Origin of the sequence: Pseudomonas sp. NFACC51 (assembly GCF_900103575.1) — a bacterium.
Lineage (GTDB): Bacteria > Pseudomonadota > Gammaproteobacteria > Pseudomonadales > Pseudomonadaceae > Aquipseudomonas > Aquipseudomonas fluorescens_Q.
On record NZ_FMXH01000001.1, the window covers coordinates 95,149 to 119,187 of the forward strand.

The 24,039-nt window shown below is 62.0% G+C and carries 25 protein-coding genes; 13 read left to right on the forward strand and 12 right to left on the reverse strand.

What is annotated here, in order from left to right; translation table 11 throughout:
- Positions 1–3: 3 nt before the first annotated feature.
- Genes BLT00_RS00480 through BLT00_RS00495 form a run of 4 tightly spaced genes read right to left on the reverse strand, consistent with a single transcriptional unit; the run spans position 4 to position 3,590 of the window.
- Positions 4–756 (reverse strand): N-formylglutamate amidohydrolase, encoded by a 753-nt coding sequence (locus BLT00_RS00480; RefSeq protein ID WP_092145458.1) that lies wholly within the window; start codon positions 754–756, stop codon positions 4–6.
- Positions 740–2,092, reverse strand: coding sequence for a type I glutamate--ammonia ligase (locus BLT00_RS00485; RefSeq protein WP_092145460.1), 1,353 nt, complete (start codon positions 2,090–2,092; stop codon positions 740–742). Before BLT00_RS00485 ends, BLT00_RS00480 begins: the two co-directional genes overlap by 17 nt.
- Entirely contained in the window at positions 2,089–2,733 is a 645-nt protein-coding gene (locus tag BLT00_RS00490) for a cysteine hydrolase family protein (RefSeq protein WP_092145462.1), read from the reverse strand. Before BLT00_RS00490 ends, BLT00_RS00485 begins: the two co-directional genes overlap by 4 nt.
- A 2-nt stretch (positions 2,734–2,735) precedes the next feature.
- On the reverse strand, positions 2,736–3,590 hold the full coding sequence (locus tag BLT00_RS00495; protein WP_057447774.1) for a MurR/RpiR family transcriptional regulator: 855 nt from the start codon (positions 3,588–3,590) through the stop codon (positions 2,736–2,738).
- A 299-nt stretch (positions 3,591–3,889) separates the two neighbouring features.
- On the opposite strand from BLT00_RS00495, the gene BLT00_RS00500 reads away from it, so the two are divergent.
- Positions 3,890–4,468 (forward strand): histidine phosphatase family protein, encoded by a 579-nt coding sequence (locus BLT00_RS00500; protein WP_092145464.1) that lies wholly within the window; start codon positions 3,890–3,892, stop codon positions 4,466–4,468.
- Positions 4,465–5,223, forward strand: coding sequence for a precorrin-6A synthase (deacetylating) (gene cobF, locus BLT00_RS00505; protein WP_092145466.1), 759 nt, complete (start codon positions 4,465–4,467; stop codon positions 5,221–5,223). Before BLT00_RS00500 ends, cobF begins: the two co-directional genes overlap by 4 nt.
- Before the next feature lie 169 nt (positions 5,224–5,392).
- Here cobF and ftrA read toward each other — a convergent pair whose 3' ends face one another.
- Complete coding sequence (ftrA, locus tag BLT00_RS00510; RefSeq protein ID WP_092145468.1) at positions 5,393–6,352, reverse strand: transcriptional regulator FtrA; 960 nt, start codon at positions 6,350–6,352, stop codon at positions 5,393–5,395.
- Between the two features lie 101 nt (positions 6,353–6,453).
- Here ftrA and BLT00_RS00515 point away from each other — a divergent pair, with 101 nt between their 5' ends.
- Positions 6,454–6,888: a rhodanese-like domain-containing protein gene (locus BLT00_RS00515; protein WP_092145470.1), complete on the forward strand. Its 435-nt coding sequence runs from the start codon at positions 6,454–6,456 to the stop codon at positions 6,886–6,888.
- Positions 6,889–7,264: 376 nt separating this feature from the next.
- Here BLT00_RS00515 and BLT00_RS00520 read toward each other — a convergent pair whose 3' ends face one another.
- On the reverse strand, positions 7,265–7,549 hold the full coding sequence (locus tag BLT00_RS00520; protein ID WP_092145472.1) for a fructose-bisphosphate aldolase: 285 nt from the start codon (positions 7,547–7,549) through the stop codon (positions 7,265–7,267).
- A gap of 857 nt (positions 7,550–8,406) precedes the next feature.
- Here BLT00_RS00520 and BLT00_RS00525 point away from each other — a divergent pair.
- From BLT00_RS00525 to BLT00_RS00535, 3 genes are all read left to right on the forward strand, one after another.
- Positions 8,407–9,186, forward strand: a complete 780-nt coding sequence (locus BLT00_RS00525) for an ABC transporter substrate-binding protein (RefSeq protein WP_014339257.1) — start codon at positions 8,407–8,409, stop codon at positions 9,184–9,186.
- A gap of 108 nt (positions 9,187–9,294) precedes the next feature.
- Positions 9,295–10,407, forward strand: coding sequence for a succinylglutamate desuccinylase/aspartoacylase family protein (locus tag BLT00_RS00530; RefSeq protein WP_092145474.1), 1,113 nt, complete (start codon positions 9,295–9,297; stop codon positions 10,405–10,407).
- A gap of 64 nt (positions 10,408–10,471) precedes the next feature.
- Entirely contained in the window at positions 10,472–11,188 is a 717-nt protein-coding gene (locus BLT00_RS00535; RefSeq protein ID WP_092145476.1) for an alpha/beta hydrolase, read from the forward strand.
- Positions 11,189–11,325: 137 nt separating this feature from the next.
- On the opposite strand, the gene BLT00_RS00540 is transcribed toward BLT00_RS00535, so the two are convergent.
- Together BLT00_RS00540 and BLT00_RS00545 are read right to left on the reverse strand one after the other, a co-directional pair.
- Positions 11,326–11,913 carry a DcrB/PsbP domain-containing protein gene (locus tag BLT00_RS00540; RefSeq protein ID WP_092145478.1) on the reverse strand — a complete coding sequence of 196 codons (588 nt, stop codon included), beginning with the start codon at positions 11,911–11,913 and terminating at the stop codon, positions 11,326–11,328.
- Positions 11,914–12,052: 139 nt separating this feature from the next.
- Positions 12,053–12,982, reverse strand: coding sequence for a LysR family transcriptional regulator (locus BLT00_RS00545; protein ID WP_092145480.1), 930 nt, complete (start codon positions 12,980–12,982; stop codon positions 12,053–12,055).
- 142 nt (positions 12,983–13,124) lie between these two features.
- Here BLT00_RS00545 and BLT00_RS00550 point away from each other — a divergent pair, with 142 nt between their 5' ends.
- Complete coding sequence (locus BLT00_RS00550) at positions 13,125–13,727, forward strand: NADPH-dependent F420 reductase (protein WP_092145707.1); 603 nt, start codon at positions 13,125–13,127, stop codon at positions 13,725–13,727.
- Between the two features lie 59 nt (positions 13,728–13,786).
- On the opposite strand, the gene BLT00_RS00555 is transcribed toward BLT00_RS00550, so the two are convergent.
- From BLT00_RS00555 to BLT00_RS00565, 3 genes are all read right to left on the reverse strand, one after another.
- Positions 13,787–14,071, reverse strand: a complete 285-nt coding sequence (locus BLT00_RS00555) for a hypothetical protein (RefSeq protein ID WP_063322077.1) — start codon at positions 14,069–14,071, stop codon at positions 13,787–13,789.
- 238 nt (positions 14,072–14,309) lie between these two features.
- Entirely contained in the window at positions 14,310–15,335 is a 1,026-nt protein-coding gene (locus tag BLT00_RS00560) for a purine-nucleoside phosphorylase (RefSeq protein WP_092145482.1), read from the reverse strand.
- A gap of 46 nt (positions 15,336–15,381) precedes the next feature.
- The gene (locus BLT00_RS00565) at positions 15,382–16,332 is read right to left on the reverse strand and encodes a nucleoside-specific channel-forming protein Tsx (protein WP_003200049.1); all 951 of its coding nucleotides are present in this window, start codon (positions 16,330–16,332) and stop codon (positions 15,382–15,384) included.
- Positions 16,333–16,630: 298 nt separating this feature from the next.
- Here BLT00_RS00565 and selD point away from each other — a divergent pair, with 298 nt between their 5' ends.
- Positions 16,631–17,665, forward strand: coding sequence for a selenide, water dikinase SelD (gene selD / locus BLT00_RS00570; protein ID WP_092145484.1), 1,035 nt, complete (start codon positions 16,631–16,633; stop codon positions 17,663–17,665).
- Positions 17,665–18,768, forward strand: coding sequence for a tRNA 2-selenouridine(34) synthase MnmH (gene mnmH, locus BLT00_RS00575; RefSeq protein WP_092145486.1), 1,104 nt, complete (start codon positions 17,665–17,667; stop codon positions 18,766–18,768). Before selD ends, mnmH begins: the two co-directional genes overlap by 1 nt.
- A 131-nt stretch (positions 18,769–18,899) precedes the next feature.
- On the opposite strand, the gene BLT00_RS00580 is transcribed toward mnmH, so the two are convergent.
- Positions 18,900–19,574: a histidine phosphatase family protein gene (locus BLT00_RS00580; RefSeq protein ID WP_092145488.1), complete on the reverse strand. Its 675-nt coding sequence runs from the start codon at positions 19,572–19,574 to the stop codon at positions 18,900–18,902.
- Positions 19,575–19,891: 317 nt separating this feature from the next.
- On the opposite strand from BLT00_RS00580, the gene BLT00_RS00585 reads away from it, so the two are divergent.
- From BLT00_RS00585 to BLT00_RS00600, 4 genes are all read left to right on the forward strand, one after another.
- Positions 19,892–20,590 carry a glutathione binding-like protein gene (locus tag BLT00_RS00585; protein WP_092145709.1) on the forward strand — a complete coding sequence of 233 codons (699 nt, stop codon included), beginning with the start codon at positions 19,892–19,894 and terminating at the stop codon, positions 20,588–20,590.
- Positions 20,591–20,601: 11 nt separating this feature from the next.
- On the forward strand, positions 20,602–21,444 hold the full coding sequence (locus BLT00_RS00590) for a PhzF family phenazine biosynthesis protein (RefSeq protein WP_092145711.1): 843 nt from the start codon (positions 20,602–20,604) through the stop codon (positions 21,442–21,444).
- Between the two features lie 115 nt (positions 21,445–21,559).
- On the forward strand, positions 21,560–22,534 hold the full coding sequence (hemB, locus tag BLT00_RS00595) for a porphobilinogen synthase (protein ID WP_063322069.1): 975 nt from the start codon (positions 21,560–21,562) through the stop codon (positions 22,532–22,534).
- Positions 22,535–22,660: 126 nt separating this feature from the next.
- Positions 22,661–23,755 carry a DUF1615 domain-containing protein gene (locus BLT00_RS00600; RefSeq protein ID WP_092145490.1) on the forward strand — a complete coding sequence of 365 codons (1,095 nt, stop codon included), beginning with the start codon at positions 22,661–22,663 and terminating at the stop codon, positions 23,753–23,755.
- Positions 23,756–24,039: the final 284 nt, after the last annotated feature.

A 24,039-nucleotide genomic window follows, 5' to 3' on the forward strand; every position in this document is an offset into this window, starting at 1 on the left:
TTTCTACAGCAATGGGGCCAGGTAAGCGCTCCAGGTCCGTACCGCCTCGGGGCTGCGCAGTTGGTCGTTGCGCACTTCGATCAACACCGAATCCAGGCCGCGGGCATCGCCGTGCACCGGGACGGTCATGTCGGTCAAGGGGTTGATCTTGTAGGGCTGGTTGCCTGCCGCGCGCAGCGAGTGCCGGCTCAGCCCGTCGACGATGCGTTGGGCATAATCCTTGGCTTCGCCGAACAGCACGCCAGCTTCCAGCGCGCGCGGTTGACCATAGAACACCGGGGTGAAGCTGTGGATGCCCACCACGCGCACCGGTCGGTTGGCGGCCAGGCGCTGGTCGATCAACGCCTGTAACCGATCATGGAAGGGGTGAAACAGGCGCTGCTGGCGATATTCGCGAGTGGCTTCGTCCAGGGCATGGTTACCCGGAACCTGGTAGATCTCGCTCTGGGGCGGAATGCTGTCCGGTACGTGCAGCGGACGGTTGAGGTCGATCAACAACCGTGAATAATTGGCCGTCAGCAAGGTCGCGCCAAGGGTTTCGGACAGGCGTTCGGCCAGGGCCAGGGCACCGATGTCCCAGGCGATGTGCTCCTGGGAGGCCGTTTCATCCAGCCCCAGATCGTTCAGCGCCGCGGGAATGAAGCGGCTGGCGTGTTCGCACACCAGCAGCACCGGGTGTTCGGATTCCTCCCGGACCAGTCGGTAGGGCGGCCTGGTGTAGAGGCCCGTTTCAGCACACTCAATAGATTCGTGCATAGTGCTCACAACGCTCGGCAGGTGACAGCGCCTCGGTCAAGGCCAGCTCCTGGGCCTTCAAGGCGAAATAGGTGTCGACCAGCGGGCCGGGCAGGGTCTCGAGCAGCGCCCCGCTGTGGCGCAGGCAGTCCAGTGCCTGGGCCAGGGTTGTCGGCAGGGCGATAATGCCACGGGCACGACGTTGTGCTTCATCCAGCTCATCGGGTATTTGATCGGTGACAGCGTTTAATGCCAGCCGTTGCTGGATGCCCAGTCGCCCGGCAATCAACAGCGCCGCCATCGCCAGGTGCGGCGAGGCGGTGGCGTCCATGGCGCGGAACTCCAGGTTGTACTGGTTCGCCAGCGGTTTGCCGCTCAGGCTCACGGTCGGGCAGATGCGCAGCGCCGCTTCGCGGTTGCGCTGTCCCAGGCACGCATAGGATGCGCTCCAGTGATGAGGTTGCAGGCGCTCGTAGGACACCGGCGTCGGCGCGGTCAGCGCACACAGTGCCGGCAGATAGTGCAACACACCCGCGGCCCAATGCTGGCCGAGGCTGGACAAACCGTTGCTGCTGGCGGCGTCATGCAGCACCGGGTCCGCGCCCAGGTCTTGCAGGCTCAGGTGCAAATGCACGCCGTTGCACACGGCATGTTCCGAAACCTTGGGGGCGAAGCTCACGTCCAGGCCCATTTGCCGGGCGATCTCGCGGGTGATTTCCCGTACGTTCACGGCCCGGTCGGCGGCGGCTACGCCCAACGTCGGGCGGCAGGTGATTTCGTATTGATGCTGGCCGTATTCCGGCAGGAACATTTCCGGCTCGACACCGCCGGCCCGCAGGGCACTGAGCAACCAGCCGGCGAATTCGGCCTGCTGGCGCTGGGCCTGGAGGCTGAAGGCCAGGCAATCAGGCTGCGCAGGCGTGGCAACCAGGTTGAATTCATGCTCGAACGCGGCGAAAACCTGCAAGCCCAGTTCGACGCGATAACGCTCCACTTCGTCCTGCAACAGCGTGCGCGGGCAGGCGCTCCAGGGCCGGCCGTCGGTCTCGCGCACATCGCAATGGATAAAGTCGAGGACGGGCGCCTGGGCGTCGGGACCGTTGTTGACGGTCACCCGGCTAGACAGGTCCGGCACCAGCCGCAGGTCGCCATAAGCACCCCAGGGGTTGGTCGAAGCGATGATGTCCTGGGGCGTCAGTGCACTGTTGGCCGGCACCCAGCCACAGCCAGCGGTGACGTAGTGGGGCAACTCATCACTGGGAAACGAGCGCCCACGGGTCACGCCGATCAGGTCGGTGGTCACCAGGGTCGTCACGGGCAACGGCGCGAGGACGGCGGCAGGATCGAGGCGGCTCATGGCTGCATCTCCTGCAAACGCGCGAGCACGGTGTCGGTATCGGTGATCCAGCAATAGCCCTTGATCGCGTTCAGGCACGCCAGGTGCCGTTGTTCGGTGTAGGTGGCGCAGGCATCTTCCACCAGCGTGACCAGGTAGCCGTGATCGGCGGCGTCACGCACGGCCATGTCGACGCACTGGTCGGTGACGATGCCGGCGACGATCAAGTGTCGGGTCTGCAGGTTGCGCAGCACGTAGTCGATGTTGGTGGAATTGAAAACCCCGGAGGAGGTCTTGGGCAGCACGATTTCGTTTTCCAGCGGCGCCAGTTCGGCAATGATCTGCGCCTCGGGGCTGCCCTTGGGCAGGTGCATGTCCGACAGCTTGTGATCCAGGGAACGGTCGCGGCCATCGGCGGTGAGGCTTTCGATGTGGGTGTGCAACACGTTGTGCTGTGCTTCGCGCATCGCGTTGAGCAAGCGCTGCTGGTTGGGGATGACCTGCTGGCGGGCCCGCTGGATGAAATACTCGGCCTCGCGGGTGTGCAGGTGGGCGTCGAATTGCGGTTCCAGCCAGGCGCGTTGCATGTCCACTAGCAGCAAGGCGGTGTGCTGGCAGGTGAACGGCAAATCCCGGGGCGAGCGGTGGGGGAGCGAGAACATCCTTATTTTTCCTCCAACAGGTGCGTGTTGAATTCCGTGCGCAAGGCATCGATGCCTTCCAGGCGTTCGGCCAGCTCGGGGCATTGCAGGGTCAGGCAGGCAATCAGCGCCTCGACCTGGGCCAGTGCCGGCACCAGGCTGTCGAAGGCCGAGATCGACTCCACCGGGGCGCTGATGATCAGGTCGGCCAGCTCGCGCAATGGCGAAGCGTAGACGTCGCTGAACAGCACGACCCGGGCGTGGCGCTCCTTGGCCGCGCTGGCCACGCGCAGGGCCTGGGCCTGGTAGCGGCGGTAATCGAAGATCAGCACCACATCCTGGCGCTGCACGTCGAATAGCCGGTCAGGCAGTTGGGCGTTGTCTTCCAGGGCAAAACAGCCGGCGCGCAACAGACGCAAATGATTGAGCAGGTAGTGGGCCAGGAAGCTGCTGAAACGCCCGCCGAAGCAATGTACCTGATGGCGGCTGTCGAGCAACCACTGCACGAGAATGCGCACGTCTTCGGGTTGGGTCAGGGCCTGGGTGTCGATGAGGTGGCGTTGACTGGCGGCCAGGTACTGGCTCCAGGTATCGCCTTGCTGCAATTTGGCCCGCGGTTTCAACAGGGTGCGAGGGGAGCGCAGGCGATGGTCCATGTCACTGAGCAGTGCATCCTGGAATTCGGCGTAACCGCCAAACCCGAGTTTTTTCACCAGTCGCACGATAGTCGGGTCGCTGACGCCGGCATGGTCTGCCAGGCGTGACATCGGGCCGAGGCCGTTGCGTGGGTAGTGATCGAGCAGGGCACGTACGACCTTGCGTTCCGACGGCGTCAAAACCAGGCCGGGATCGGTGATCAGGTCTCTGAGAGGTGGCATCCGTGCTCCTTGCCAGGATGGGTGTTGAATTTCTTTCATAACTCCTGAAAACAGTATTTATGTAGCTGGTGCTACATGTCCAGTGGTTTTTACGTTCCGTTTAAAATGCTCCAGTATTGTGCGAAACCCTTGTAGGAGTTGGTCTCGGCTGGGTAGACCGGGTATGTCAGTTGATGCTTCTGGCGATGTCGGACATAACGCCTTTTTGTCTCACTTATTTGATTTCGTATAAGGTGCTGTACAACTAAGTGCGTGAATATCCCGTCCATGCGACTCTCCCGATTGTCTGAGAATCCAGTGTGCAAGCCACTCGTCTGACCTTGATCTGCCACGCCCGCACCGCCGCCCAGAAGCAGGCGCGCTTTGGCCTGGACGAACCGCTGGACGCCGACTGGCTGGCACGCCGCGCGCAGGTCGGGCACCGCTACCGAAATGTCCGGCAACTGCTGTGCGGGCCGGAACTGCGCACGCGCCAGACCGCTGCCTTGTTCGGCGACGAGCCCGAGCAGGACCTGGCCCTGGCCGATTGCGATCTGGGACGTTGGCGCGGGTTGTCCATCGATGACTTGCTCCAGGCTGAACCGCAAGCCCTGCAGAGTTGGCTCGACGATGCCGAGGCGGCTCCCCATGGTGGTGAATCTGTCGCCCAGTTGTGCCGCCGTGTCGGGACTTGGCTGGCCAGTCTGGAAACCCGGCCAGGACATCTGCTGGCCGTCACCCACCCCTTCGTGATCCGCGCAGCCCTGGTGAATGTCTTGGGCTGCCCGGCCGCCACATTCAACCGGATCGACATTGAACCCTTGTCCACCCTCGAATTGCGTTTCAACGGCGTATGGCGATTACGCACCCAGGGACCTGACCAGGAGTCGCCGCGATGAAGACGTTGTCAGTCATTGGCATTGGGGCCGGCGATCCGGATCAGTTGACGATGCAGGCAGTGAAAGCCTTGAGCCGCTTGGACGTGGTCTTCCTCATGGACAAGGGGCCGGCCAAGGACAAACTGTTGGATCTGCGGCGCGAAGTCTGTCGGCGCTACATCGTTGATCGCACCTACCGTTTCGTCGAAGCCTACAGCCCGGAACGCCAACGCGGCGGCCTGGACTACACGGACAGCGTCGAAGCATTGAACCGGGCTAAACAGGCCACCTTCGAACGCTTGATCAATGAAGAACTGTCCGACGGTCAACGGGGTGGTTTTCTGGTGTGGGGCGATCCGGCGTTGTACGACAGTACCCTGCGCATCCTGCAGGCGATCCTCAAGGCGGGCCGCTGCGCCTTCGAGTTCGAGGTGATCCCCGGCATCACCAGCGTCCAGGCCCTGGCCGCCCGGCATAAAGTGCCGTTGAACAGCATTGGCGGTTCGCTGGAAATCACCACCGGACGCCGGTTGGCGGCGGGGCAGGTAGGCGACGCGACGAGTGTGGTGGTGATGCTCGATGCCGAGGACGCTTATCGCCAGGTGAGCGATCCCGATACGCACATCTATTGGGGAGCCTATGTGGGGACGCCGGATGAAATCCTTATCGCTGGCCGCCTGGGGGATGTGGCCGATGACATCGAGCGCACCCGCAAGGCTGCGCGGCAGGCGCATGGGTGGATCATGGATACCTATCTACTGCGCAGACCTCAATGAAGCCGACACTCCACCTGTGGCGAGGGGATTTATCCCCGCTGGGGCGCGAAGCGGCCCCAATAACCCCGACAAAACTTGCCTGACAAACTGAGAGGGCTGCTTCGCAGCCCAACGGGGATAAATCCCCTCGCCACAACAGTGTTCGACAGTCCCATTGACTAGGCTGACTTCACCCCCGCCCAAACCGCTCCCGATACACCGACGGCGCCAACCCCACGACGTTGCGAAACGCCACACGAAAGCTTTCCACCGAGCGGTAGCCACACAGCTGCGCGATGTTGTCGGTGTTGTCCCCGCTGCTTTCCAGCAACTCGCGGGCCCTGGCCAGGCGTTCATGTTGCAGCCAGGTCTTGGGCGACACGCCGCAGGCCTGGGTGAAATGGCGCAGGAAGGTGCGTTCGCTCATGGCCGCCTGGCTGGCCAGTTCGCGCACCCCGAGGGGTTCGTGCAGGCGTTCGCGGGCCCATTGCATGACACTCGACAGGTCACTGCGTGGCGTGCGGCTGACCGGTGAGGGAATGAACTGCGCCTGGCCGCCCGTACGTTGCGGCGACATCACCAACCGGCGTGCCACGGCGTTGGCGACCTGGACGCCATAGTCCCGTGCCACCAGGTGCAGGCAGGCATCGATACCGGCGGCGCTGCCCGCCGAGGTGATGACCTGTCCTGAGTCCACGTACAGCACATCCGGGTCTACTCGCACGGCCGGAAAGCTTGCGGCCAGTTCGTCGGTGTAGCGCCAATGAGTCGTGGCGCCCAGGCCATCGAGCAGCCCGGCGGCAGCGAGTACGAAGGCTCCGGAGCAGATCGACAGCAGGCGCGCACCACGGGCGTGGGCCCTGTGCAGTGCCTCGAGCAACGCCTGGGACGGTGGCTCGCTGCGGTTACGCCAGCCTGGCACGACAATGGTCCGGGCGGTTTCGAGCAGTTCCATGCCGCCATCGGCCAATACCTGAAAGCCGCCCATGGCACGCATCGGGCCGTCATCGACCGCGACGATCCGATGCGTGTACCAGGGGAAATCGAATTCCGGTCGCTCCAATCCGAAGATCTCGACGGCGACACCGAATTCGAACGTGCACAGGCCGTCGTAGGCGAGGATTGCGACCAGACCAGGGGGAGACTGCATTTGGCGGAAAATTCCCACAGAGTGTCTTGTGCGCCACTGTAGCGGTAAGCGCCGAGGGGATAAAGTCTCTTCACGCCTTATCTATCCTGGAGTACACGCCCATGACCAGCCTGGTTCGCGAAGTGCCTGCTGCCCCCTCCGATATCGCCCTGCAGCATTTCAGCCGTCGCCTGACATTCGAAACCGATTGTTCCGACGTTCACGCCAGCCAACAGGCCGGCGATGTCGATTTTGTGCTGGTGGATGTACGCGGACCACTGGCCTACGAACGCGGTCACGTACCCGGGGCGATCAACCTGCCAACCCGCACGCTCACTGCCGAGGCTTTGGCTGCCTACCCTAAGACCACTCTGTTTGTGGTGTATTGCGCTGGTCCGCATTGCAATGGCGCGAACAAGGCGGCGGTGCGTCTGGCGACCTTGGGGTATCCGGTGAAGGAGATGATTGGCGGGGTTATGGGGTGGCTCGATGAGGGCTTTCGTCTGAATGGTTTGGTGGAGCGTGTGGCGGACCAGGCTATCCGTTGTGATTGCTGATTTGGTTTTTATAGTTTGTGTGTATATCCGTTGCTGCGGTAACGGCCACTTAGGGTTCCGCCCTTACGGCGTCTCACTTTTGAGAAGCGCAAAAGTAAGCAAAACGCTTTAGCCCCACCACTCGGTGCCTCGCCTAGGCTCGGCATGCCCGAACGCAGGCATTGCTCCGTGGGCCCGCCGCGAAGGACCATCCATGGTCCAGCGCGGCTACCTCGGCATCCATGCCGAGGTGCCCACTGCGCAATACCTACGTTCGGCCATCGTGGTTAACGGGGCGCCGAGATCAACGTCCGCCGCGAGGCGGCCTTATAGCCGGCCTGGTTTGGGGTGGACGCATTCCTCCTGTGGGAGCGCGCTCGCTCCTACCAGAGGCGCTTTACTGTCCTTCAAGCCCGCGCTGTTCAATTACCCCAAAAACATCCGCCACATCCTGGACCATGATCCGAGCGATGTTGGTGATGGTGTTGAGGTCGGTCTCGGCTGAATCGCGCAGTGTGGTACAGGCCATAAGCGTCAGGTAGTCGAGGGTGGCGTGCAGGCGTTCGCTGACGCAGGCGTGGAGTTCGGGCAATGGGGCGGTGCGGTCGATGAACAGGATAGGGTGGGTGGTGGCGATTGGGGTTAGCGGGGTAAAGCGGTTAGATGATTGATTTGTCGTCATAAGGTTGGGCTCTATCAAGGAAAATGAATTGCCACCTTGTTTGCTGCGAATCAAACGGGTGGCAGTTGCGCGCGGGTTCGCAGACCGAGGAAGAGACCAAACCCGGCAGACCCGAAGATCTCCCACGCGCAACCGCCATAAAACGAACGCGGGCAAGTTTGCCTGAGTTTTCATTCGACGGTGCAAAGTCTCATCCGTTGTTAGGGCTGCGAAACCCTCCCCACTGACCAAAGCCAGCAGGTGAACCGAACTATAGAAGGGGATTTTTGAGGCAACAATCGACCTGTAGGACGCCCACCAACCCCGTGGCGAGGGAGCTTGCTCCCGCTCGGTGGCGCAGCCGCCGTAAAGTCGGGACATGCGGTGGGCCTGACAGAAAGAGAGGACTGCTTCGCAGTCCAGCGGGAGCAAGCTCCCTCGCCACGGAGAGCAGATTCCTACGAGATTTTCAGAAGGCCAGGGGGAGCAATTGATTTCAGAAACGGAACGCGGCGGCATGATGGCTTTCCGGCGAAATTGGCTCGCTGGAAAGTGTCAACCATGTCCCCGCACACCCGTCAACCATGTGTCCGGTCCGTACACGCTTTTTCGAAAGTGACCCGCCGTCAGGGCGGAACCCTAAGTGGCCGTTACCGAAGAAACGGATATACACCCGAACCACAACCTGTCAGGTTTTTCCCAAACCTAATGCTCCCCAGCCAACCCTGATTATTTTCATAACTATTTGTCGCTTCAACACAATTCCCCTCCAGAGCACCCCTCTAGACTCCCGCCCACTTCGGTGCCTCGCTGACCGAACGCTGCCTACGAATCTGCCAATAATTGCCAATAAAAACCCTGCACACTCAGGAGCGAAAATGAAGAAACTAGCCATGTTCGGTGCCCTGGCACTGTCCGTATTGTCCCTGTCGGCCGTGGCCGAAGACGCCAAGCCGATCCGTCTCGGGATCGAAGCCGGTTATCCGCCTTTTTCGATGAAAACCCCCGACGGCAAGCTGACCGGCTTCGATGTCGATATCGGCGACGCCCTCTGCGAGCAGATGAAGGTCAAGTGCACCTGGGTCGAGCAGGAGTTCGATGGCCTGATCCCCGCGCTGAAAGTGAAGAAGATCGATGCGATCCTGTCGTCCATGACCATCACCGACGATCGCAAGAAAAACGTCGATTTCACCATCAAGTACTACCACACCCCGGCGCGGTTCGTAATGAAGGAAGGCTCCGAGGTCAAGGACCCGCTGACCGAGCTCAAGGGCAAGAAAGTCGGTGTGCTGCGTGCCAGCACCCACGACCGTTTCGCCACCGAAGTGCTGGTGCCTGCCGGGATCAACCTGGTGCGCTACGGCTCCCAGCAGGAAGCCAACCTGGACATGGTCGCCGGTCGCCTCGACGCCATGCTGGCCGACTCGGTCAACCTCGACGACGGTTTCCTGAAGACCGATGCCGGCAAAGGCTTTGCCTTCGTGGGCCCGACCTATGAAGACGCGAAATATTTCGGCGGTGGCGCCGGCATTGCGGTGCGCAAGGGCGATAAGGCCCTGGCCGATAAATTCAACGCCGCCATCAGCGAAATCCGCGCCAATGGTACGTACAAGAAGGTGCAGGACAAATACTTCGCCTTTGATGTCTACGGGCATTAATCGGTAGGCGCTGCCGAAGGCTGCGATCTTTTTGAGGCTCAAGGGGCTGAGCAAAGATCGCAGCCTCGTTGCACTCGACAGCTCCACACCTAGTCATTCGGAGATTTCATGCAACGCATCGACCATACCCTGCCATGGAGCCACCTGGGCACTGAGCGCCGGCTCAGTGTGTTTCGTTACGGCCATGGCCCGCGCAAGGTTTATATCCAGGCCAGTCTGCACGCCGACGAACTGCCGGGCATGCGTACTGCCTGGGAGCTGAAGCAGCGGCTCAACGACCTCGAGGCGCAAGGCCTGCTCAAAGGGGTGATCGAGCTGGTGCCGGCGGCCAATCCCATCGGCCTGGATCAACATCTGCAAAGCGCTCACATGGGGCGTTTCGAGTTGGGCAGTGGCAAGAATTTCAACCGCTCTTTCGTGGAGCTCAGTGCACCGGTGGCGCAACGCATCGGTGATCGCCTGGGTGACGACCCGGCCGCCAATATCACCTTGATCCGCCAGACCATGGCCCAGGTTCTCGACGACCTGCCGGCGCCGCCTTCGCAACTTGAAGCGCTGCATCGCCTGCTGCTGCGCCATGCCTGCGACGCCGACATCACCCTGGACCTGCATTGCGATTTCGAGGCTGCGATCCACTTGTATGCCTTGCCGCAACAGTGGCCGCAATGGCGCTCCCTGGCCGCACGCCTGAAGGCCGGGGTCGCGTTGCTGAGTGAAGATTCCGGTGGCAGTTCGTTCGATGAGTCCTGCTCCTCACCCTGGTTGCGCCTGGCCAAAGCCTTTCCTGCGGCGGCGATCCCGGCGGCGAACCTGGCGACGACACTGGAGCTGGGCAGCATGGGTGACACCCGCGTGGAACAGGCCCAGGCCAATTGTGAAGCCATTCTCGGGTTCCTGGCTGAGCAAGGTTTCATTGGCGGGGATTGGCCGCCCGCGCCGGCGCAATGTTGTGAAGGCTTTCCGTTCGAAGGCACTCAATACCTGTTCGCGCCGCACCATGGCGTGGTGAGCTTTCTGCGTGAAGCCGGTGAGTGGGTGGAGCGCGGCGATCCGCTGTTCGAAGTGGTCGATCCATTGAATGATCGGGTCACCATCGTGCGGGCCGGCACCAGTGGCGTGCTGTTTGCCCTGGACCGCGGGCGCTACACCCAGCCGGGTATCTGGCAGGCAAAAGTCGCCGGGCGTGAGCCGATTCGAACGGGGAAATTGAGCAACGACTGATAAGTGCTGTCTACCTCACCGCACGCTTCTTGTCGTGCGGCTATCGAACGATGGAGGAAGATCGATGTTCAAAGCGCTCGCCCTGTTTCTATTGCTGGTCTCGTCCGGGTTGCAGGCCCAACCCTCGCTGCACACGGACTTGCCGCTCAACTACCTGGCCCAAGTCGATGAGCAGGTTCGGAACCGACCGCTGGTGATCTTCCTGCACGGTTCCGGCAGCAACGAACAGGACCTGTTCGCACTCAAGGACGAGTTGCCGCGCGATTACAACTACCTCTCGGTGCGGGCGCCGAAGAGTATGGAACAGGACCGTTATCAGTGGTTCGCGAAACAGGGTGACGGTGCCTACGACGGTGACACCTCGGACTTGAAGGCCAGCGGCCAGGTGCTGCTGGACTTCATCGACAAGGCTCGGGCCAAGTACTCGACCGATCCGAGCAAGGTCTACCTGGTCGGGTTCAGCCAGGGCGCGATGATGAGCTACGAAGTGGCCCTGCGACATCCCGAAGCCGTTGGCGGTATTGCCGCAATGGGTGGGCGGGTCCTGTCGGTGCTGCGGGCGGAACTGACCCCCGATGAACCGCGCCGGACACTGGCGGTGTTCATCGGCCATGGCACGGCAGACCCGATCATTCCCTACCACGATGGCACCGAGGCCAACAGCTTCCTGAAGACCCTGGCGCTGGAACCGGAATTCCATGCCTACCCGGGTGTGGGCCACAGCATCAGCGCCCTGGAAGTGCAGGACCTGCGGGCCTGGCTGGAGCGGCTCAATCCCTGACCAAAATAGAACCCTGTGGGAAATAGATCCCTGTGGGAGCTGAGCTTGCTCGCGATAGCGGTGGGTCAGCTTGCATCAAAGTTGGGTGTACCGACGCCATCGCGAGCAAGCTCGGCTCCCACATGTTCTGGGGGCGCTTATTGACCGCTGGCGATCTGCTTCACCAACGCCTCATGACCGGCCTTGTCACTGGCCCGGGAGATGATTTGCACCACCGCCATGCGCGTGCCGGAGGCAGCCAGCAACGTGGTGTCGAGGGTTGGCCCGCCGCCCTGGGTGGCGCTGGTGTCGATCTGGCGCAGGCCCAGGCCGGTGCCTTTCTGGGTCAGGCTTTTTGCGCTCAGGATCTTGGCGTCCGGCAGCGCTGTGGTTCGCTGTGCAGCGAAGTCTCCCATGGTGGTGTCGAGGAACGCGCCATCGTCGTCCTTCACGTTCGCGCCGTTGAGGATGGTGTTCTCCGCCGCGATCACCACGGTCCGGCTGGTGGCATTGCTGTACATCGTCCCCGTCGCGCCAGCGGTACCCTGGGCGGCCTCTCCGGCGGGCAATGGTGTTGCGATGAACCCCTTGGGCAGGGTGAATACGAACTTGCCACCCAGCATCGAAACCTTCTGCGCCGCTGCATTGCCGGCGGCTTTGGACGAGGCCGCCTGGGCAGGCACCAGGACCAGAGCGGCGATGGCCGTCAGCAGCAGGGCGGCGGCATGTTTACTCAGCAATGACATTGAAACTCTCCACGGTGGTCGCGCTTGGAGGCCGATCATCCCATGGGCGCCGTGCCTGACTCCAGCGCCCGTGGCGAATGGGCCGGTCATTGCGGTGCCGGGGGCGGAGCGCGCTTGATTGGCACCCTCATCCGGGCGCTCAAACCGCTCCGGCACTGAAGCGCCGGGCCAACGACTCGCGCTCGAAGTGCTCGGTGATGAAATCGATAAAGGCGCGGGTCTTGGCCGGCATCAGCGTGCGGCTGGGGTAGTAGAGCGAAATCACCCCCAGGTCCACATACCAATCCGGTAACAGCCGCACCAGTTCGCCGCGCTCCAGCCAGGGCAGGGCGTCGGGCACCACCAGCAGGGCCACGCCCAGGCCGAGCAAGGCGGCCTCACGCATGGCAACGGGGTCATTGAAGATCATGGACTCGTTCAGTTGCACGGCGGATTCGCGCCCGGCGGCGTTGCGCAACACAGTCTGGCGTACCCGGCCAGTACGGCTGGCCCGCAGCACGATGTTGTCCAGGCCGGCCAGGTCTTCGGGTTGCCGGGGCAGGGCGCGCTCGCCCAGATAGGCTGGGCTGGCGACGGCAATCAGGTGAGCGGGCGCCAGGGTGCGCGATACCACCCCGGGCGTCAGTGCGAAGCCGCCTCCGATGGCCGCGTCGAAACCTTCGGCGATCAGGTCGACCGGGCGGTTTTCGAAATGCCAGTCCGGCCGGATCAGCGGGTAGCGAGCCAGCCATTGCGGCATCAACGGCAGTACCTGGCCGATACCGAAACTTGGCGAAAGGCTGACGCGCAAGACGCCGGCCGGTTCGCCGCGCTCCGTGGTCACCGCACCAATGGCCGCCTGCAGGGCGTGCAAGTTGCCACCGATGCTGGCCAGGAAATGTTCTCCCGTTTCGGTCAGAGACAGCTTGCGGGTCGAGCGCTGGAACAACCGCACCCCCAGATTGCGCTCCAGCATCGCCACGTTGCGGCTCACGGCAGCGGGCGTCAGGGCAAGCAACCGCGCGGCCGCCGAAAAACTGCCGGTTTCGGCGCTGCGGACAAAGCATTCGAGGTTGGCGAGGCTTTCCATGGCATGGACCTGATAGTAATGCTTGAAAATGATTCGCCATATTACCGGCTAATCAAGAGGTAATGGCAAGGGCACCATGCACCTCAACGGCGGACATTACCGCCAGGCTTATCCAACCTTGAGGACACAAAACATGAGCAGCATCGACACCATCGGCATCATTGGCGCCGGCGCCATCGGCAGTGCTTTCGCCCGCGCCCTGGCCCGCCAGAACATCAACGTAGTGATTGCCAACAGCCGTGGCCCGCAAAGCCTGGCCGAGCTTGTGGCTGATCTCGGTCCTAGCGTACGCGCCGGCACCGTGGAGGAAGCCGCCGCCCAGCCGATGGTGCTGGTGGCGGTCAACTGGTCGAAGTTGCCCCAGGCGCTGGGCGGTTTGCCGGATTTTGCCGGGCGAATCGTGATCGACGCCAACAACGCGATCGAAGTGCCGGGGTTCAAGGCCGTGGATCTCCAGGGCCGGGCCTCGACCGAGGTGTTCAGCGAGTGGGTGCCGGGCGCACGGGTGGTCAAGGCCTTCAATCATCTGCTGGCGCGCCTGCTGGAGGCAGACCCGACGTCCGAAGGCGGCAAGCGGGTGCTGTTCCTGACCGGTGACGACGCGCAGGCACGGGGTGAAGTCGCGCAGTTGATCGAACGCCTGGGCTTTTTCGGGGTGGACCTGGGCCCCCTGAGTGTCGGCGCGCGCTTGACCCAATTCCCGGGCGGCCCGCTGCCGGTGCTGAATCTGGTCAAGTTCGACTGAGCACTTCGCGATATACGTAAGGACCCGCTCGATCACCGTGGGAACCCGGCCTGGAGCACTCAGTCGGGTTCCACGTCCAATTGCAGGCTGTCGTCGGCCAGGCGCTTCGTACTTCGCACGATGCCGCTCAGGTGCCGGCCCTCGGCGTAGAACGTCACGATCTGGGCCTTGTCCAGGTCGTCCGGCATCGGTGGATGAACGTGCAACACGAACCACACCGGTTTGTCGTCGTCGAGGTGCTTGACCTCGTACTGACAGTTGATGCTTTTGGTATTGCGACCAAGCAGCGTGTCGAGACCGTAGTCAAGGTGAGTGCTGTCGACGGAGGATCGGGCGAGAGGCATCGGCGGTCTCCTGGGTACGCGCGGTTGATGTTCAAATGATCCCGCCCGGGATGGAAAATTCCATTGGGTGATCTGTAGAGATTAGCCCCAACTTCTGCCGTTCTCATTTTCCCTGTGGCGAGGGAGCTTGCTCCCGCTCGGCTGCGAAGCAGCCGCAAAAAGCCGGGGCCGCTACGCGACCCAGCGGGAGCAAGCTCCCTCCGCCACAGGGGGCCATTCCAAACAGGCACTCGTCAGATCAGACGCCAGGCACGCCGTCCTTCCACACCGACCAGTTCTTCACAATGTCCTGCACCAGCGGGTTGCCGGTGCGGAACAGGTTTTCCAGCGCCGGGACGAACGCGCCCTGGTCGGCGTATTTGAGCAGGTTGTCCACTTCGTTGCCGCCGGGCTCGGGGCGGTCGAAATCGGACCCGGCCCGCAGCACGGCCAGCCGGTTGATGTCCACCCGACCTTCGCGGCTGGCGCGGAGCAAGGCCTCGTAGGTGGAGTTGTCTTCCTGTTGGGTGGTGCAGTAGACGCCTTTGTTGTCGGTGAGCAGGCGCGTCCAGACTTCGGCGCGCTCGCTCAGGCGCGTACCGGAGAACCAGGTGTTACCGGCCAGGGTGTCGCAGCGGGTCACCACCGGCGGCTGGTTGGCCGGGGCATACGGATACTTCAAGCGCCAAGCCGCCGATTCCTTGCTTTCCGCCAAGGTTACCTTCTGGCTGAGGGCAAAGGCTTTGGCTTGCAGGGCCGGGTTGAGTTCGAAGACTTCCGTCTTGTAGTCCAGCGGCGGTTTTTCGTTCGGCCCCTTGGTGTTGATGCCCAGGTAGCCGGTAGGCCAGTCCTTGGGCACATCCCGCGAATCCAGCTCCCATTGGGTGCCGAACTCCACCAGGTAATGGGCCCAGGCGGTTGTGCCAAGCGTGCCGTGGTGCGGGTTGATGCCGGCGATCCCGGCCACCAGGAAATAGCTTTTGCGCAGGTCGACGGTCGGGGAGAGCGCCAGGGCCAGGGTCGAAGCCGCCGCGTTGGTCTGGCCCATGCCGGTAATCAGCAGGCAGACTCGTTCGGCATTGCAGCGGATCGTCGGGTATTCGGCGGAAAGTCCCGGCACGCGGATTTCAGTCTTGAGTTCGAGGCGATCGATCCAGTTCTGCGCTTCAGGAGCGAACATGGTGATTAGCATCACTTTGGGTTGAAGTGGCGGTGCGGCCCCGGCGGTCGAGCAGTACAGAGCCGTGCAGGCCAGGCCGATTGAAATAGACAGGCGATTGATCATGTATTCGTGACCTCCATGGATTCGAAGTGGTGCTTCTACAGCTTGCTCAGAATTGATAGCCAACCCCGGCGTAGTATCCCCAGCCATCGGAGCGGGCGCGGAAGTTGCCGTCGCCAAAGTTAAGCTCACTGCCGTCCTGCCAGTTGCCGCCGTTGTGGAAGTAACGGCCCACCAGCGTAAAGCGCAGGTGCGTGAACGAATACAGCAAAACGTTGGTGGCGACCGTCGCGTTGGCGGTGCGGGCGGGGTTGTCCTTGTGCAGGTCCGAACCGAAGTCGAAGTTGGTGAAACCAATGTAAGTCAGGGATGCGCCGTTGCTGAACTGGCTGATCGGCACGATGTATTTGAGCTGGGCGCGGTAGCCGTCCCAGGAATATTCATTGCTGGCGCCATAGTTTTCCCATTGATAACGGCCATAGAAGTTGGCCGACAGGTTGACCCTCGAGTGGGTGTCGATGTCGGTGCCCAGCCCGCTGTACAAGGTGTTCGCGCGATTGGCGCTGTTGCTGCCGTGATCGTAGATCCAGTCGAACGCCACATACCATTCCTTGAACGGCCCGATGGCCAGGCTGCGGCCAGCCAGGTAGTCGATGGAAATACGCGGTTCGTGCTCCATGAACACGGGAGAACCGTGGTCCCACACCCCTTTGTCGTGACTGTTGCCAATGTTGAAAATCTTTGGAATGTCGACGTAGCCATAGAGCTCGAAGGGCCCTTTGCGTCCGAAGTATTCATATTCCAGATAGACATCGTCGACCGGTTGCGGGCCGAAGCTGATGTCCTTGCTGCCGATGAGCGTCAGGTCCTGGTTGTACCAGTCTGACAGGTAGGCGCCTTTTTTCGAGGGGGTGGCCTCGGGGCTGAGGGCTTCGCCCTGGGCGGACGCCTCGGCGGTCTGGGCTTGGGTCGTGGTGCTGAGTAGTCCGGTAACGGCGGTCAGTAGCAGGGCGGCTGCCAATACGCCGGGTGTAGCGCGACACCGGGAAGTGCAGTGCATGGAAAGTCCTTGTTCGTGCGGGCCGAAGCCCGGTTCCGTGGTTAAGAAAAACCATCGATCCGCTGGGTAGGATCGATTGCGCAAACGTTTGCACATGTCGTACCAATTTTTTGTATTGGCTTGAAATGCATGGGGTTCAGGCTTTTTTCCTGTCGTGTTGGTCAGGCTCGGTGCACCGAATTCGGCAGTGTCGGGTGAAGGGGCACCAACGTGTTGCAGGGGGCATGTGATCGACGCGGCACTGAGGCGGTGGCGTTGCTGATAGAATCGGCCATCTTGACTGACCAGAGGTATGCCCATGAGCGAGCCGATTCGCCTGACCCAGTACAGCCACGGTGCCGGTTGCGGCTGCAAGATTTCGCCCCAGGTACTGGAAGTGATCCTGGCCGGCAGCGGTGCGCAGAACCTTGATCCCAATTTGTGGGTCGGCAATGCGTCCCGGGACGATGCTGCGGTGTACGCCATCGACGAGGAGCGCGGGGTGGTCTCGACTACCGATTTTTTCATGCCGATTGTCGATGATCCTTTCGATTTCGGTCGCATCGCCGCCACCAATGCCATCAGCGACATCTACGCCATGGGCGGTGACCCGCTGATGGCCATTGCGATTCTCGGTTGGCCCGTCAACGTATTGGCCCCGGAAATTGCTCGGGAAGTGATTCGCGGCGGTCGCTCCGTGTGCGACGAGGCCGGTATTCCCCTGGCCGGCGGGCATTCGATCGACGCGCCTGAGCCGATTTTCGGCCTGGCGGTCACAGGCCTGGTGCAAAAGCGCCATATGAAACGCAACGACACGGCCACCGCCGGTTGCCGCCTGTACCTGACCAAGCCCCTGGGCATCGGCATCCTCACCACGGCGGAAAAGAAAGGCAAGCTGCGCGCCGCCGATGTCGGCCTGGCCCGTGACTGGATGTGTACCCTCAACAAACCTGGCAGCCGCTTCGGCAAGCTCGACAGTGTGACGGCGATGACCGACGTCACCGGTTTCGGCCTGCTCGGTCACCTGGTGGAAATGGCCGACGGCAGCCAACTGACCGCGCGCATCCGCTATGACGCGGTGCCACGCCTGCCGGGTGTCGAGTACTACCTCGACCAGGGGTGTGTGCCGGGCGGTACGCTGCGTAACTACGACAGCTACGCCAGCAAGGTCGGTCGGGTCCAGGAACTGCACAAGCGCGTGCTGTGTGACCCGCAGACCAGCGGTGGCCTGCTGATTGCCGTCACCCCTGACGGCGAGGGTGAGTTCCTGCGGGTTGCCGCTGAACTCGGGCTGGCGCTGGAACCTATCGGCGAACTGGTCGAGCGACAGGGTTACGCGGTCGAGGTGTCTTGATGAGCCATGACCTCACCGATTACCGCGATATCTTCCTCAATGACCGGCCGATGATGGACACACGCGCCCCGGTCGAATTCATCAAGGGCGCCTTCCCCGGCGTGGTCAATCTGCCGTTGATGACCGACAGCGAACGGCAACGCGTCGGCACCTGCTACAAACAGCAGGGGCAGCAGGCGGCCATTGTCCTGGGGCATCAGTTGGTGTCCGGTGAAATCAAGGCCGAACGCATCCAGGCCTGGGCCGAGTTCGCCAAGACCCATCCCGACGGTCTGCTGTATTGCTTTCGCGGCGGCTTGCGTTCGCAGATCGTCCAGCAGTGGCTCAAGGACGAAGCGGGCATTGATTACCCCAGGGTCGGCGGTGGCTACAAGGCCATGCGCAGCTTTTTGCTGGACACGGTCGAACAGGCGGTTGCCCAGTGCGACCTGGTGCTGCTGGGCGGCATGACCGGCACCGGCAAGACCGAAGCGCTGGCTCAACTGAGCAACAGCCTGGATCTGGAAGGTTATGCCAACCATCGCGGTTCCAGCTTCGGCAAACGCGCCACCGGCCAGCCTTCCAACATCGATTTTGAAAACCGCCTGGCCGTGGACGTACTGAAAAAACGCGCCAGCGGCATCGAACAATTCGTGCTTGAGGATGAGAGCCGTGCGGTCGGCAGTTGCGCCTTGCCGCTACCTTTGTACCAGCGCATGCAGCAGGTTCCGATGGTCTGGCTGGAAGACAGCCTGGAGCATCGGGTCGAACGGATCCTGCAGGATTACGTCATCGACCTGTGCGCTGAATTTGTCGCCGTACATGGCGACGAAGGTTTCGCACTGTTTTCCGAGCGATTGCTGGCAAGCCTGGACAACATCCACAAGCGCCTGGGCGGTGACCGTCACCGGCGCTTGAAGGACATCCTGGAAACCGCCCTGGCCGAGCAGGCCCACAGCGGTGCCGTCGACGTGCATCGCGGTTGGATCGAGGGTTTGCTGCGTGAGTATTACGACCCGATGTACGTGTTCCAGCGGGAAAAGAAGGGCTTGCGGATCGAGTTCTCGGGAGAGCAGGCGGCGGTGCTGGAATATCTGCGGGAGCGGGCGGCCCGGGGAGGGTGACCACAGGTTCGGCATCCACCCTCAACTCTGTGGGAGCGGGCTTGCTCGCGAAAGCGGTGGATCAGTTGGCGGTGATGCCGACTGCCATCGTCTTCGCGAGCAAGCCCGCTCCTGCAGGGCGTGGCGACTGATCAGGTCGGGCAGGTCTTCTGGCCATTATCCAGGCCCTGCTTGTAGCTCTGGCTGGTGAGGCTGGCCTTGCCGTTGTGCCAGGTCAGGGTCAGCACGTACAGCGAGTCAAAATCGCCTGACGCCCAGTCATCGGTAATGGTTTGCTTCTTGCCCACCGCCTCTGCGGCGACCGTGTTGATCAGTTCCGGCAGGTAGCCATGGGACCAGGCGGTATAGATGGTGGCGTTGTGGTACTTGTCGTGCAGCAGTTCCTCAGCCAGGTCGCTGGTGTCGTTGGCCGAATAATTGATGTTCACCGGCAACCCGAGCTTGATGGCGCTGGGGCTGATGGTCATCAGCGGGCGAATATAGCTATAGGAATTGTCCAGCTCGCCCTCTTCGACATTGCGGGTCGGGTTGGCCGCGAACACGTAGTCGGCCTTGCCGAATTTTTCCGGCAGCAGGGTGGCCAGGTCGATGGCGCGGTTGAGACCCTGGCAGTTGAGCTGGCCCAGGCCACCGGCGGGTTTCTCGGCATGACGCAGGAACACCAGGGTCTGCACGCCGTCGGCTGGTTGGGCGCGGCTGATGCTGGATTCCAGCGCCAACCCCAGGCCACAGACCACAAGCAGCGTCGGCAGCAGCAGCCACGAGCGGTGTTTGAAGCGTCTGGCGAAATTCAGTGGGTTCATCATCGAATAGTTATTCTTCAGCACTCTTGAGTCAGGCTGACAAACCCTGGCACCGCGAAGCGGCTGGCCTCGGGTGTTTTCCCTGTCGTTACGCCGCGTTGAATCCTCGGGGGCATTGCTCAGAGTCTCTTCAAGCCCTTTGGTTCGATCCTGGCTGGTCCCGGTGCACTGTAAGGCCTCCTGTGGGGAGGCAGGGCGAATGTTAGCGACAGGATGTTGCGGATTTAAGAAAAGCCGATGTGAATTCCGTGATGGGCAGTGATGCCGTCCCGTACATCTTGGATTATCCTCGGGCTTTCCTTCATTTCCGAGCCGACCCCATGCCCGACTTGACCCCATTCCCCATCACCGAGAAATGGCCTGCCCAGTTCCCGGAGTGGATCCAGCTCTACTCCCTGCCCACCCCCAACGGCGTGAAGGTCTCGATCATGCTGGAAGAGATCGGCCTGCCGTACGAGCCCCACAAAGTGGACTTCGCCAGCAACGACCAGCTATCGCCCGAGTTCCTTTCCCTGAACCCCAACAACAAGATCCCGGCGATTCTCGATCCCCATGGGCCGGGCGACCAGCCGTTGGCGTTGTTCGAGTCGGGGGCGATCCTGATTTATCTGGCGGACAAGAGCGGGCAGTTGCTGGCCCAGGAGTCGGCGGCGCGCTACGAGACGATCCAGTGGCTGATGTTCCAGATGGGTGGCATCGGGCCGATGTTCGGGCAGTTGGGGTTCTTCAACAAGCTTGCCGGCAAGGACTACGAGGACAAGCGGCCGCGCGATCGCTACGTCGAGGAAAGCAAACGCCTGCTCAAGGTGCTCGATGGCCGTCTGCAAGGGCGCGACTGGATCATGGGCGAGCGCTACACCATCGCTGATATCGCCACGTTCCCCTGGGTGCGCAACTTGATCGGCTTTTACGAGGCCGGTGATTTGGTCGGTATCCAGGATTTCCCCAACGTGACGCGGGTACTGGAGCGCTTCCTGGCTCGACCGGCTGTGGCGCGCGGGCTGAAGATTCCGGAATGAGTCAGCCGACGATTCGCCGATTCGATTACAAGCAACTGGATGTGTTCAGCGACGTGCCACTCAAGGGCAATCCGCTGGCGGTGGTGCTGGGGGCCGATGGGCTCAGTGACTCGCGCATGGCTGCTTTTGCCAATTGGACCAACCTCAGCGAAACCACATTCGTGTTGGCGCCACAGCACCCGGAAGCCGATTACCGGGTGCGTATTTTCACCACCTCGACCGAATTGCCGTTTGCCGGGCATCCGACCCTGGGCAGTTGTCACGCCTGGCTGGAAGCCGGAGGCGTGCCCAAAGGGCAGGAGATCGTGCAGGAATGTGGCATCGGCCTGGTCAGGATTCGCCGCAGTGATCATGGCTTGGCATTCCTCGCACCGCCCTTGCTCAAGTCCGGTCCGCTGGAGGCCGACCTGCTGGAGCGGGTGCGCAAGGGGTTGGGGCTCGCAGCCGAGGCGATTGTCGAGGCGCAATGGGTCGATAACGGTGCCGGCTGGCTGGCCTTGATGCTCAAGGATCGCCAACAGGTCCTGGCGCTCGACCCCGATTACCCTCAGTTGCTGGATCTGGCTGTGGGCGTGATCGCACCTTGGGATCGGGCGGTGGATGGCGATGAGGCGCACTTTGAAGTGCGAGGCTTCATCGCCGGTGATGGCATGCCGGAGGATCCCGCCACGGGCAGCCTGAACGCCGGGCTCGCGCAATGGATGCTGGCCAAGGGCTTGGCGCCGACATCCTATGTGGTCAGCCAGGGGCTGACGATGGGCCGGGCAGGGCGCATTCATGTCGAGCAATTGGGCGATGACGTCTGGATTGGCGGCGCGGTGGTGACGTGCATCAATGGCTCGCTGACCGTGTGAGGGGATTATTGCCCGGCTGGTAACACGCTATTTTCCAGCCGGTATTTGTGCCCTGGCCGACCAGGGCATAAGCTTTGCCCCCTGTGATCGCGCACCTATTTGCCCCAGGAGTCCCATGTCCAGCCAGTTCCCCGAAGCACGTCCACGCCGTCTGCGTCGCAATGCAAGCCTGCGCAGCCTGTTCCAGGAAACCGAGTTCACCTTGAACGACCTGGTGCTGCCGATTTTTGTCGAAGAAGAAATCGATGATTTTGTGCCGATCAAGAGCATGCCCGGTGTGGTGCGCATCCCAGAATCGAAACTGGCCGGCGAGATCGAGCGCTATGCCCGTGCCGGCATCAAATCGGTGATGACCTTTGGTGTGTCCCATCACCTGGACAACGATGGCAGCGATACCTGGAGCGAGCGAGGCCTGGTGTCGCGCATGGCCGGGATCTGCAAGGACGCGGTGCCGGAGATGGTCGTGATGTCCGACACCTGCTTCTGTGAGTACACCGATCATGGTCACTGCGGTGTGCTCCACGGCGATGAAGTGGACAACGACCGGACCCTGGTCAACCTGGGCAAGCAAGCCGTGGCGGCGGCCCGCGCCGGTGCCGATGTGATCGCGCCATCGGCGGCCATGGACGGGCAGGTCCAGGCCATTCGCCGGGCCCTGGATGAAGCCGGTTTCAGCCAGACGGCAATCATGGCCTATTCCACCAAGTTCGCTTCGGCACTCTATGGCCCGTTCCGCGAGGCCGGCGGTAGCGCGTTGAAAGGTGACCGCAAGAGCTACCAGATGAACCCGATGAACCGCCGCGAAGCGCTGCGCGAATCCTTGCTCGACGAGCAGGAAGGTGCCGATGCACTGATGGTCAAGCCGGCCGGTGCTTACCTCGATATCATCCGCGACATTCGCCAGGCTTCGAACCTGCCGCTGTCGGCTTATCAGGTCAGTGGCGAATACGCGATGATCAAGTTCGCCGCCCAGGCTGGCGCCATCGACGAGGGCCGCGTGATACGCGAGAGCCTTGGCGCAATCAAGCGGGCGGGGGCAGACCTGATCTTCACCTACTTCGCCATGGACCTGGCGCTGAGCGGGATCTGATCTCGACTTGCATCAGTGGTGCCCGTGCCACCGCCATCGCGAGCAAGCTCGCTCCCACATTGGGCATAGCCCGCATCCACTTTTGATCGTATGGTTGCTCTGGAATAACGAACCCGATGGAGCACCATGCAATTCAACCGATTGATGATCAGCCTTGCTGCGCTGCTGGCCTTGGCCGGTTGCGGCAGCCGTCAGGCGCAGGAGCCTGAGCGTCAGCCCGCTGAGGTCAAGAAGCAGATCGTGCAGTTGTTGCCGGCCAAGACTGCGGATCGCGAAGGCTGGGCGACTGACATCTACGTGGCCTTTGCGGCCCAGCAGATTCCCTCTACGACGCAGAACATCTGTGCTGTCCTGGCGGTGACCGAACAGGAGTCGACGTTCCAATCCGATCCGCCAGTGCCGGGGCTGGGCAAGATCGCTCGTCAGGAGATCAACCGCCGTGCGGCGAAGGTGCACATTCCGGAGCTGTTGGTCAGTGGCGCACTCCAGGTGCGTTCGCCCAACGGCAAAAGCTACAGCGATCGGCTCAATGCGGCACGCAGCGAGAAAGAGCTGAGCGGGATTTTCGATGATTTCATCGGCATGGTGCCGCTGGGCAAGACACTGTTTGGCGGTTTCAATCCGGTGCACACGGGTGGGCCGATGCAGGTCAGCATCGCGTTTGCCCAGGCCAATGCGCGCAATTATCCCTATGCGGTGGAGGGGTCGATTCGTCGCGAAGTGTTCAGCCGTCGTGGCGGGATGTATTTCGGCATCGCGCATTTACTGGGCTATCCGGTGAGCTACACCGAGCCGTTGTATCGTTTTGCCGATTTCAATGCCGGGTGGTACGCCAGCCGCAACGCAGCTTTCCAGCATGCGGTGAGTGTGGCATCGGGCATTTCCCTGGCGCTGGACGGCGATCTGATCGCCCACGATTCCATCATGCCAGGCAGCACGGAACTGGCGGTGCGCACGCTGGGCAAGTCGCTGGGAATGCGCAACCCGACCATCCGCGATCAACTGGAGCAGGGTGACAGTCTGGCGTTCGAGGACAGCAAGCTCTACAAGCGTGTGTTCGAACTGGCTGACAAGGCCGAGGGCAAGGCGTTGCCTCGGGCGGTATTGCCGGGGATCGTGCTCAAGAGCCCGAAGATCACGCGCAAGCTGACCACGGCATGGTTTGCCAAGCGGGTGGATGAGCGTTATCAGCGATGCATGGCGCGGGCGACGGGGCGCTAGCCAGGCGTTGAGGCATGAAAAAGCCCGGCGGATGAGGCCGGGCTTTTACTGTGATGGGTTTGGTTTGGGAGTGTTCTGGAGCGGTGTGTCGGGTGAACTGCGCAGCGGCTGCGTGAAGGTTGCGGCCGCTGCGCGCCCGAGCGGGAGCAAGCTCCCTCGCCACGGGGGGTGTTGCACATGATTTGCGATATTTCCAGGCATTGCGGTCAAGCAACTCATACGCGGTTTTCGATCAGGCGATCGGAGCCACCTTCGGCGACACGACGTTCCAGCAGACGATCAGC

Coding starts and splice junctions, on each gene's coding strand:
- BLT00_RS00480 (WP_092145458.1), bottom strand. CDS start 756: ATGCACGAATCTATTGAGTGTGCTGAAACGGGCCTCTACACCAGGCCG.
- BLT00_RS00485 (WP_092145460.1), bottom strand. CDS start 2,092: ATGAGCCGCCTCGATCCTGCCGCCGTCCTCGCGCCGTTGCCCGTGACG.
- BLT00_RS00490 (WP_092145462.1), bottom strand. CDS start 2,733: ATGTTCTCGCTCCCCCACCGCTCGCCCCGGGATTTGCCGTTCACCTGC.
- BLT00_RS00495 (WP_057447774.1), bottom strand. CDS start 3,590: ATGCCACCTCTCAGAGACCTGATCACCGATCCCGGCCTGGTTTTGACG.
- cobF (WP_092145466.1), top strand. CDS start 4,465: ATGAAGACGTTGTCAGTCATTGGCATTGGGGCCGGCGATCCGGATCAG.
- ftrA (WP_092145468.1), bottom strand. CDS start 6,352: ATGCAGTCTCCCCCTGGTCTGGTCGCAATCCTCGCCTACGACGGCCTG.
- BLT00_RS00515 (WP_092145470.1), top strand. CDS start 6,454: ATGACCAGCCTGGTTCGCGAAGTGCCTGCTGCCCCCTCCGATATCGCC.
- BLT00_RS00520 (WP_092145472.1), bottom strand. CDS start 7,549: ATGACGACAAATCAATCATCTAACCGCTTTACCCCGCTAACCCCAATC.
- BLT00_RS00525 (WP_014339257.1), top strand. CDS start 8,407: ATGAAGAAACTAGCCATGTTCGGTGCCCTGGCACTGTCCGTATTGTCC.
- BLT00_RS00530 (WP_092145474.1), top strand. CDS start 9,295: ATGCAACGCATCGACCATACCCTGCCATGGAGCCACCTGGGCACTGAG.
- BLT00_RS00535 (WP_092145476.1), top strand. CDS start 10,472: ATGTTCAAAGCGCTCGCCCTGTTTCTATTGCTGGTCTCGTCCGGGTTG.
- BLT00_RS00540 (WP_092145478.1), bottom strand. CDS start 11,913: ATGTCATTGCTGAGTAAACATGCCGCCGCCCTGCTGCTGACGGCCATC.
- BLT00_RS00545 (WP_092145480.1), bottom strand. CDS start 12,982: ATGGAAAGCCTCGCCAACCTCGAATGCTTTGTCCGCAGCGCCGAAACC.
- BLT00_RS00555 (WP_063322077.1), bottom strand. CDS start 14,071: ATGCCTCTCGCCCGATCCTCCGTCGACAGCACTCACCTTGACTACGGT.
- BLT00_RS00560 (WP_092145482.1), bottom strand. CDS start 15,335: ATGATCAATCGCCTGTCTATTTCAATCGGCCTGGCCTGCACGGCTCTG.
- BLT00_RS00565 (WP_003200049.1), bottom strand. CDS start 16,332: ATGCACTGCACTTCCCGGTGTCGCGCTACACCCGGCGTATTGGCAGCC.
- selD (WP_092145484.1), top strand. CDS start 16,631: ATGAGCGAGCCGATTCGCCTGACCCAGTACAGCCACGGTGCCGGTTGC.
- mnmH (WP_092145486.1), top strand. CDS start 17,665: ATGAGCCATGACCTCACCGATTACCGCGATATCTTCCTCAATGACCGG.
- BLT00_RS00580 (WP_092145488.1), bottom strand. CDS start 19,574: ATGATGAACCCACTGAATTTCGCCAGACGCTTCAAACACCGCTCGTGG.
- BLT00_RS00585 (WP_092145709.1), top strand. CDS start 19,892: ATGCCCGACTTGACCCCATTCCCCATCACCGAGAAATGGCCTGCCCAG.
- hemB (WP_063322069.1), top strand. CDS start 21,560: ATGTCCAGCCAGTTCCCCGAAGCACGTCCACGCCGTCTGCGTCGCAAT.
- BLT00_RS00600 (WP_092145490.1), top strand. CDS start 22,661: ATGCAATTCAACCGATTGATGATCAGCCTTGCTGCGCTGCTGGCCTTG.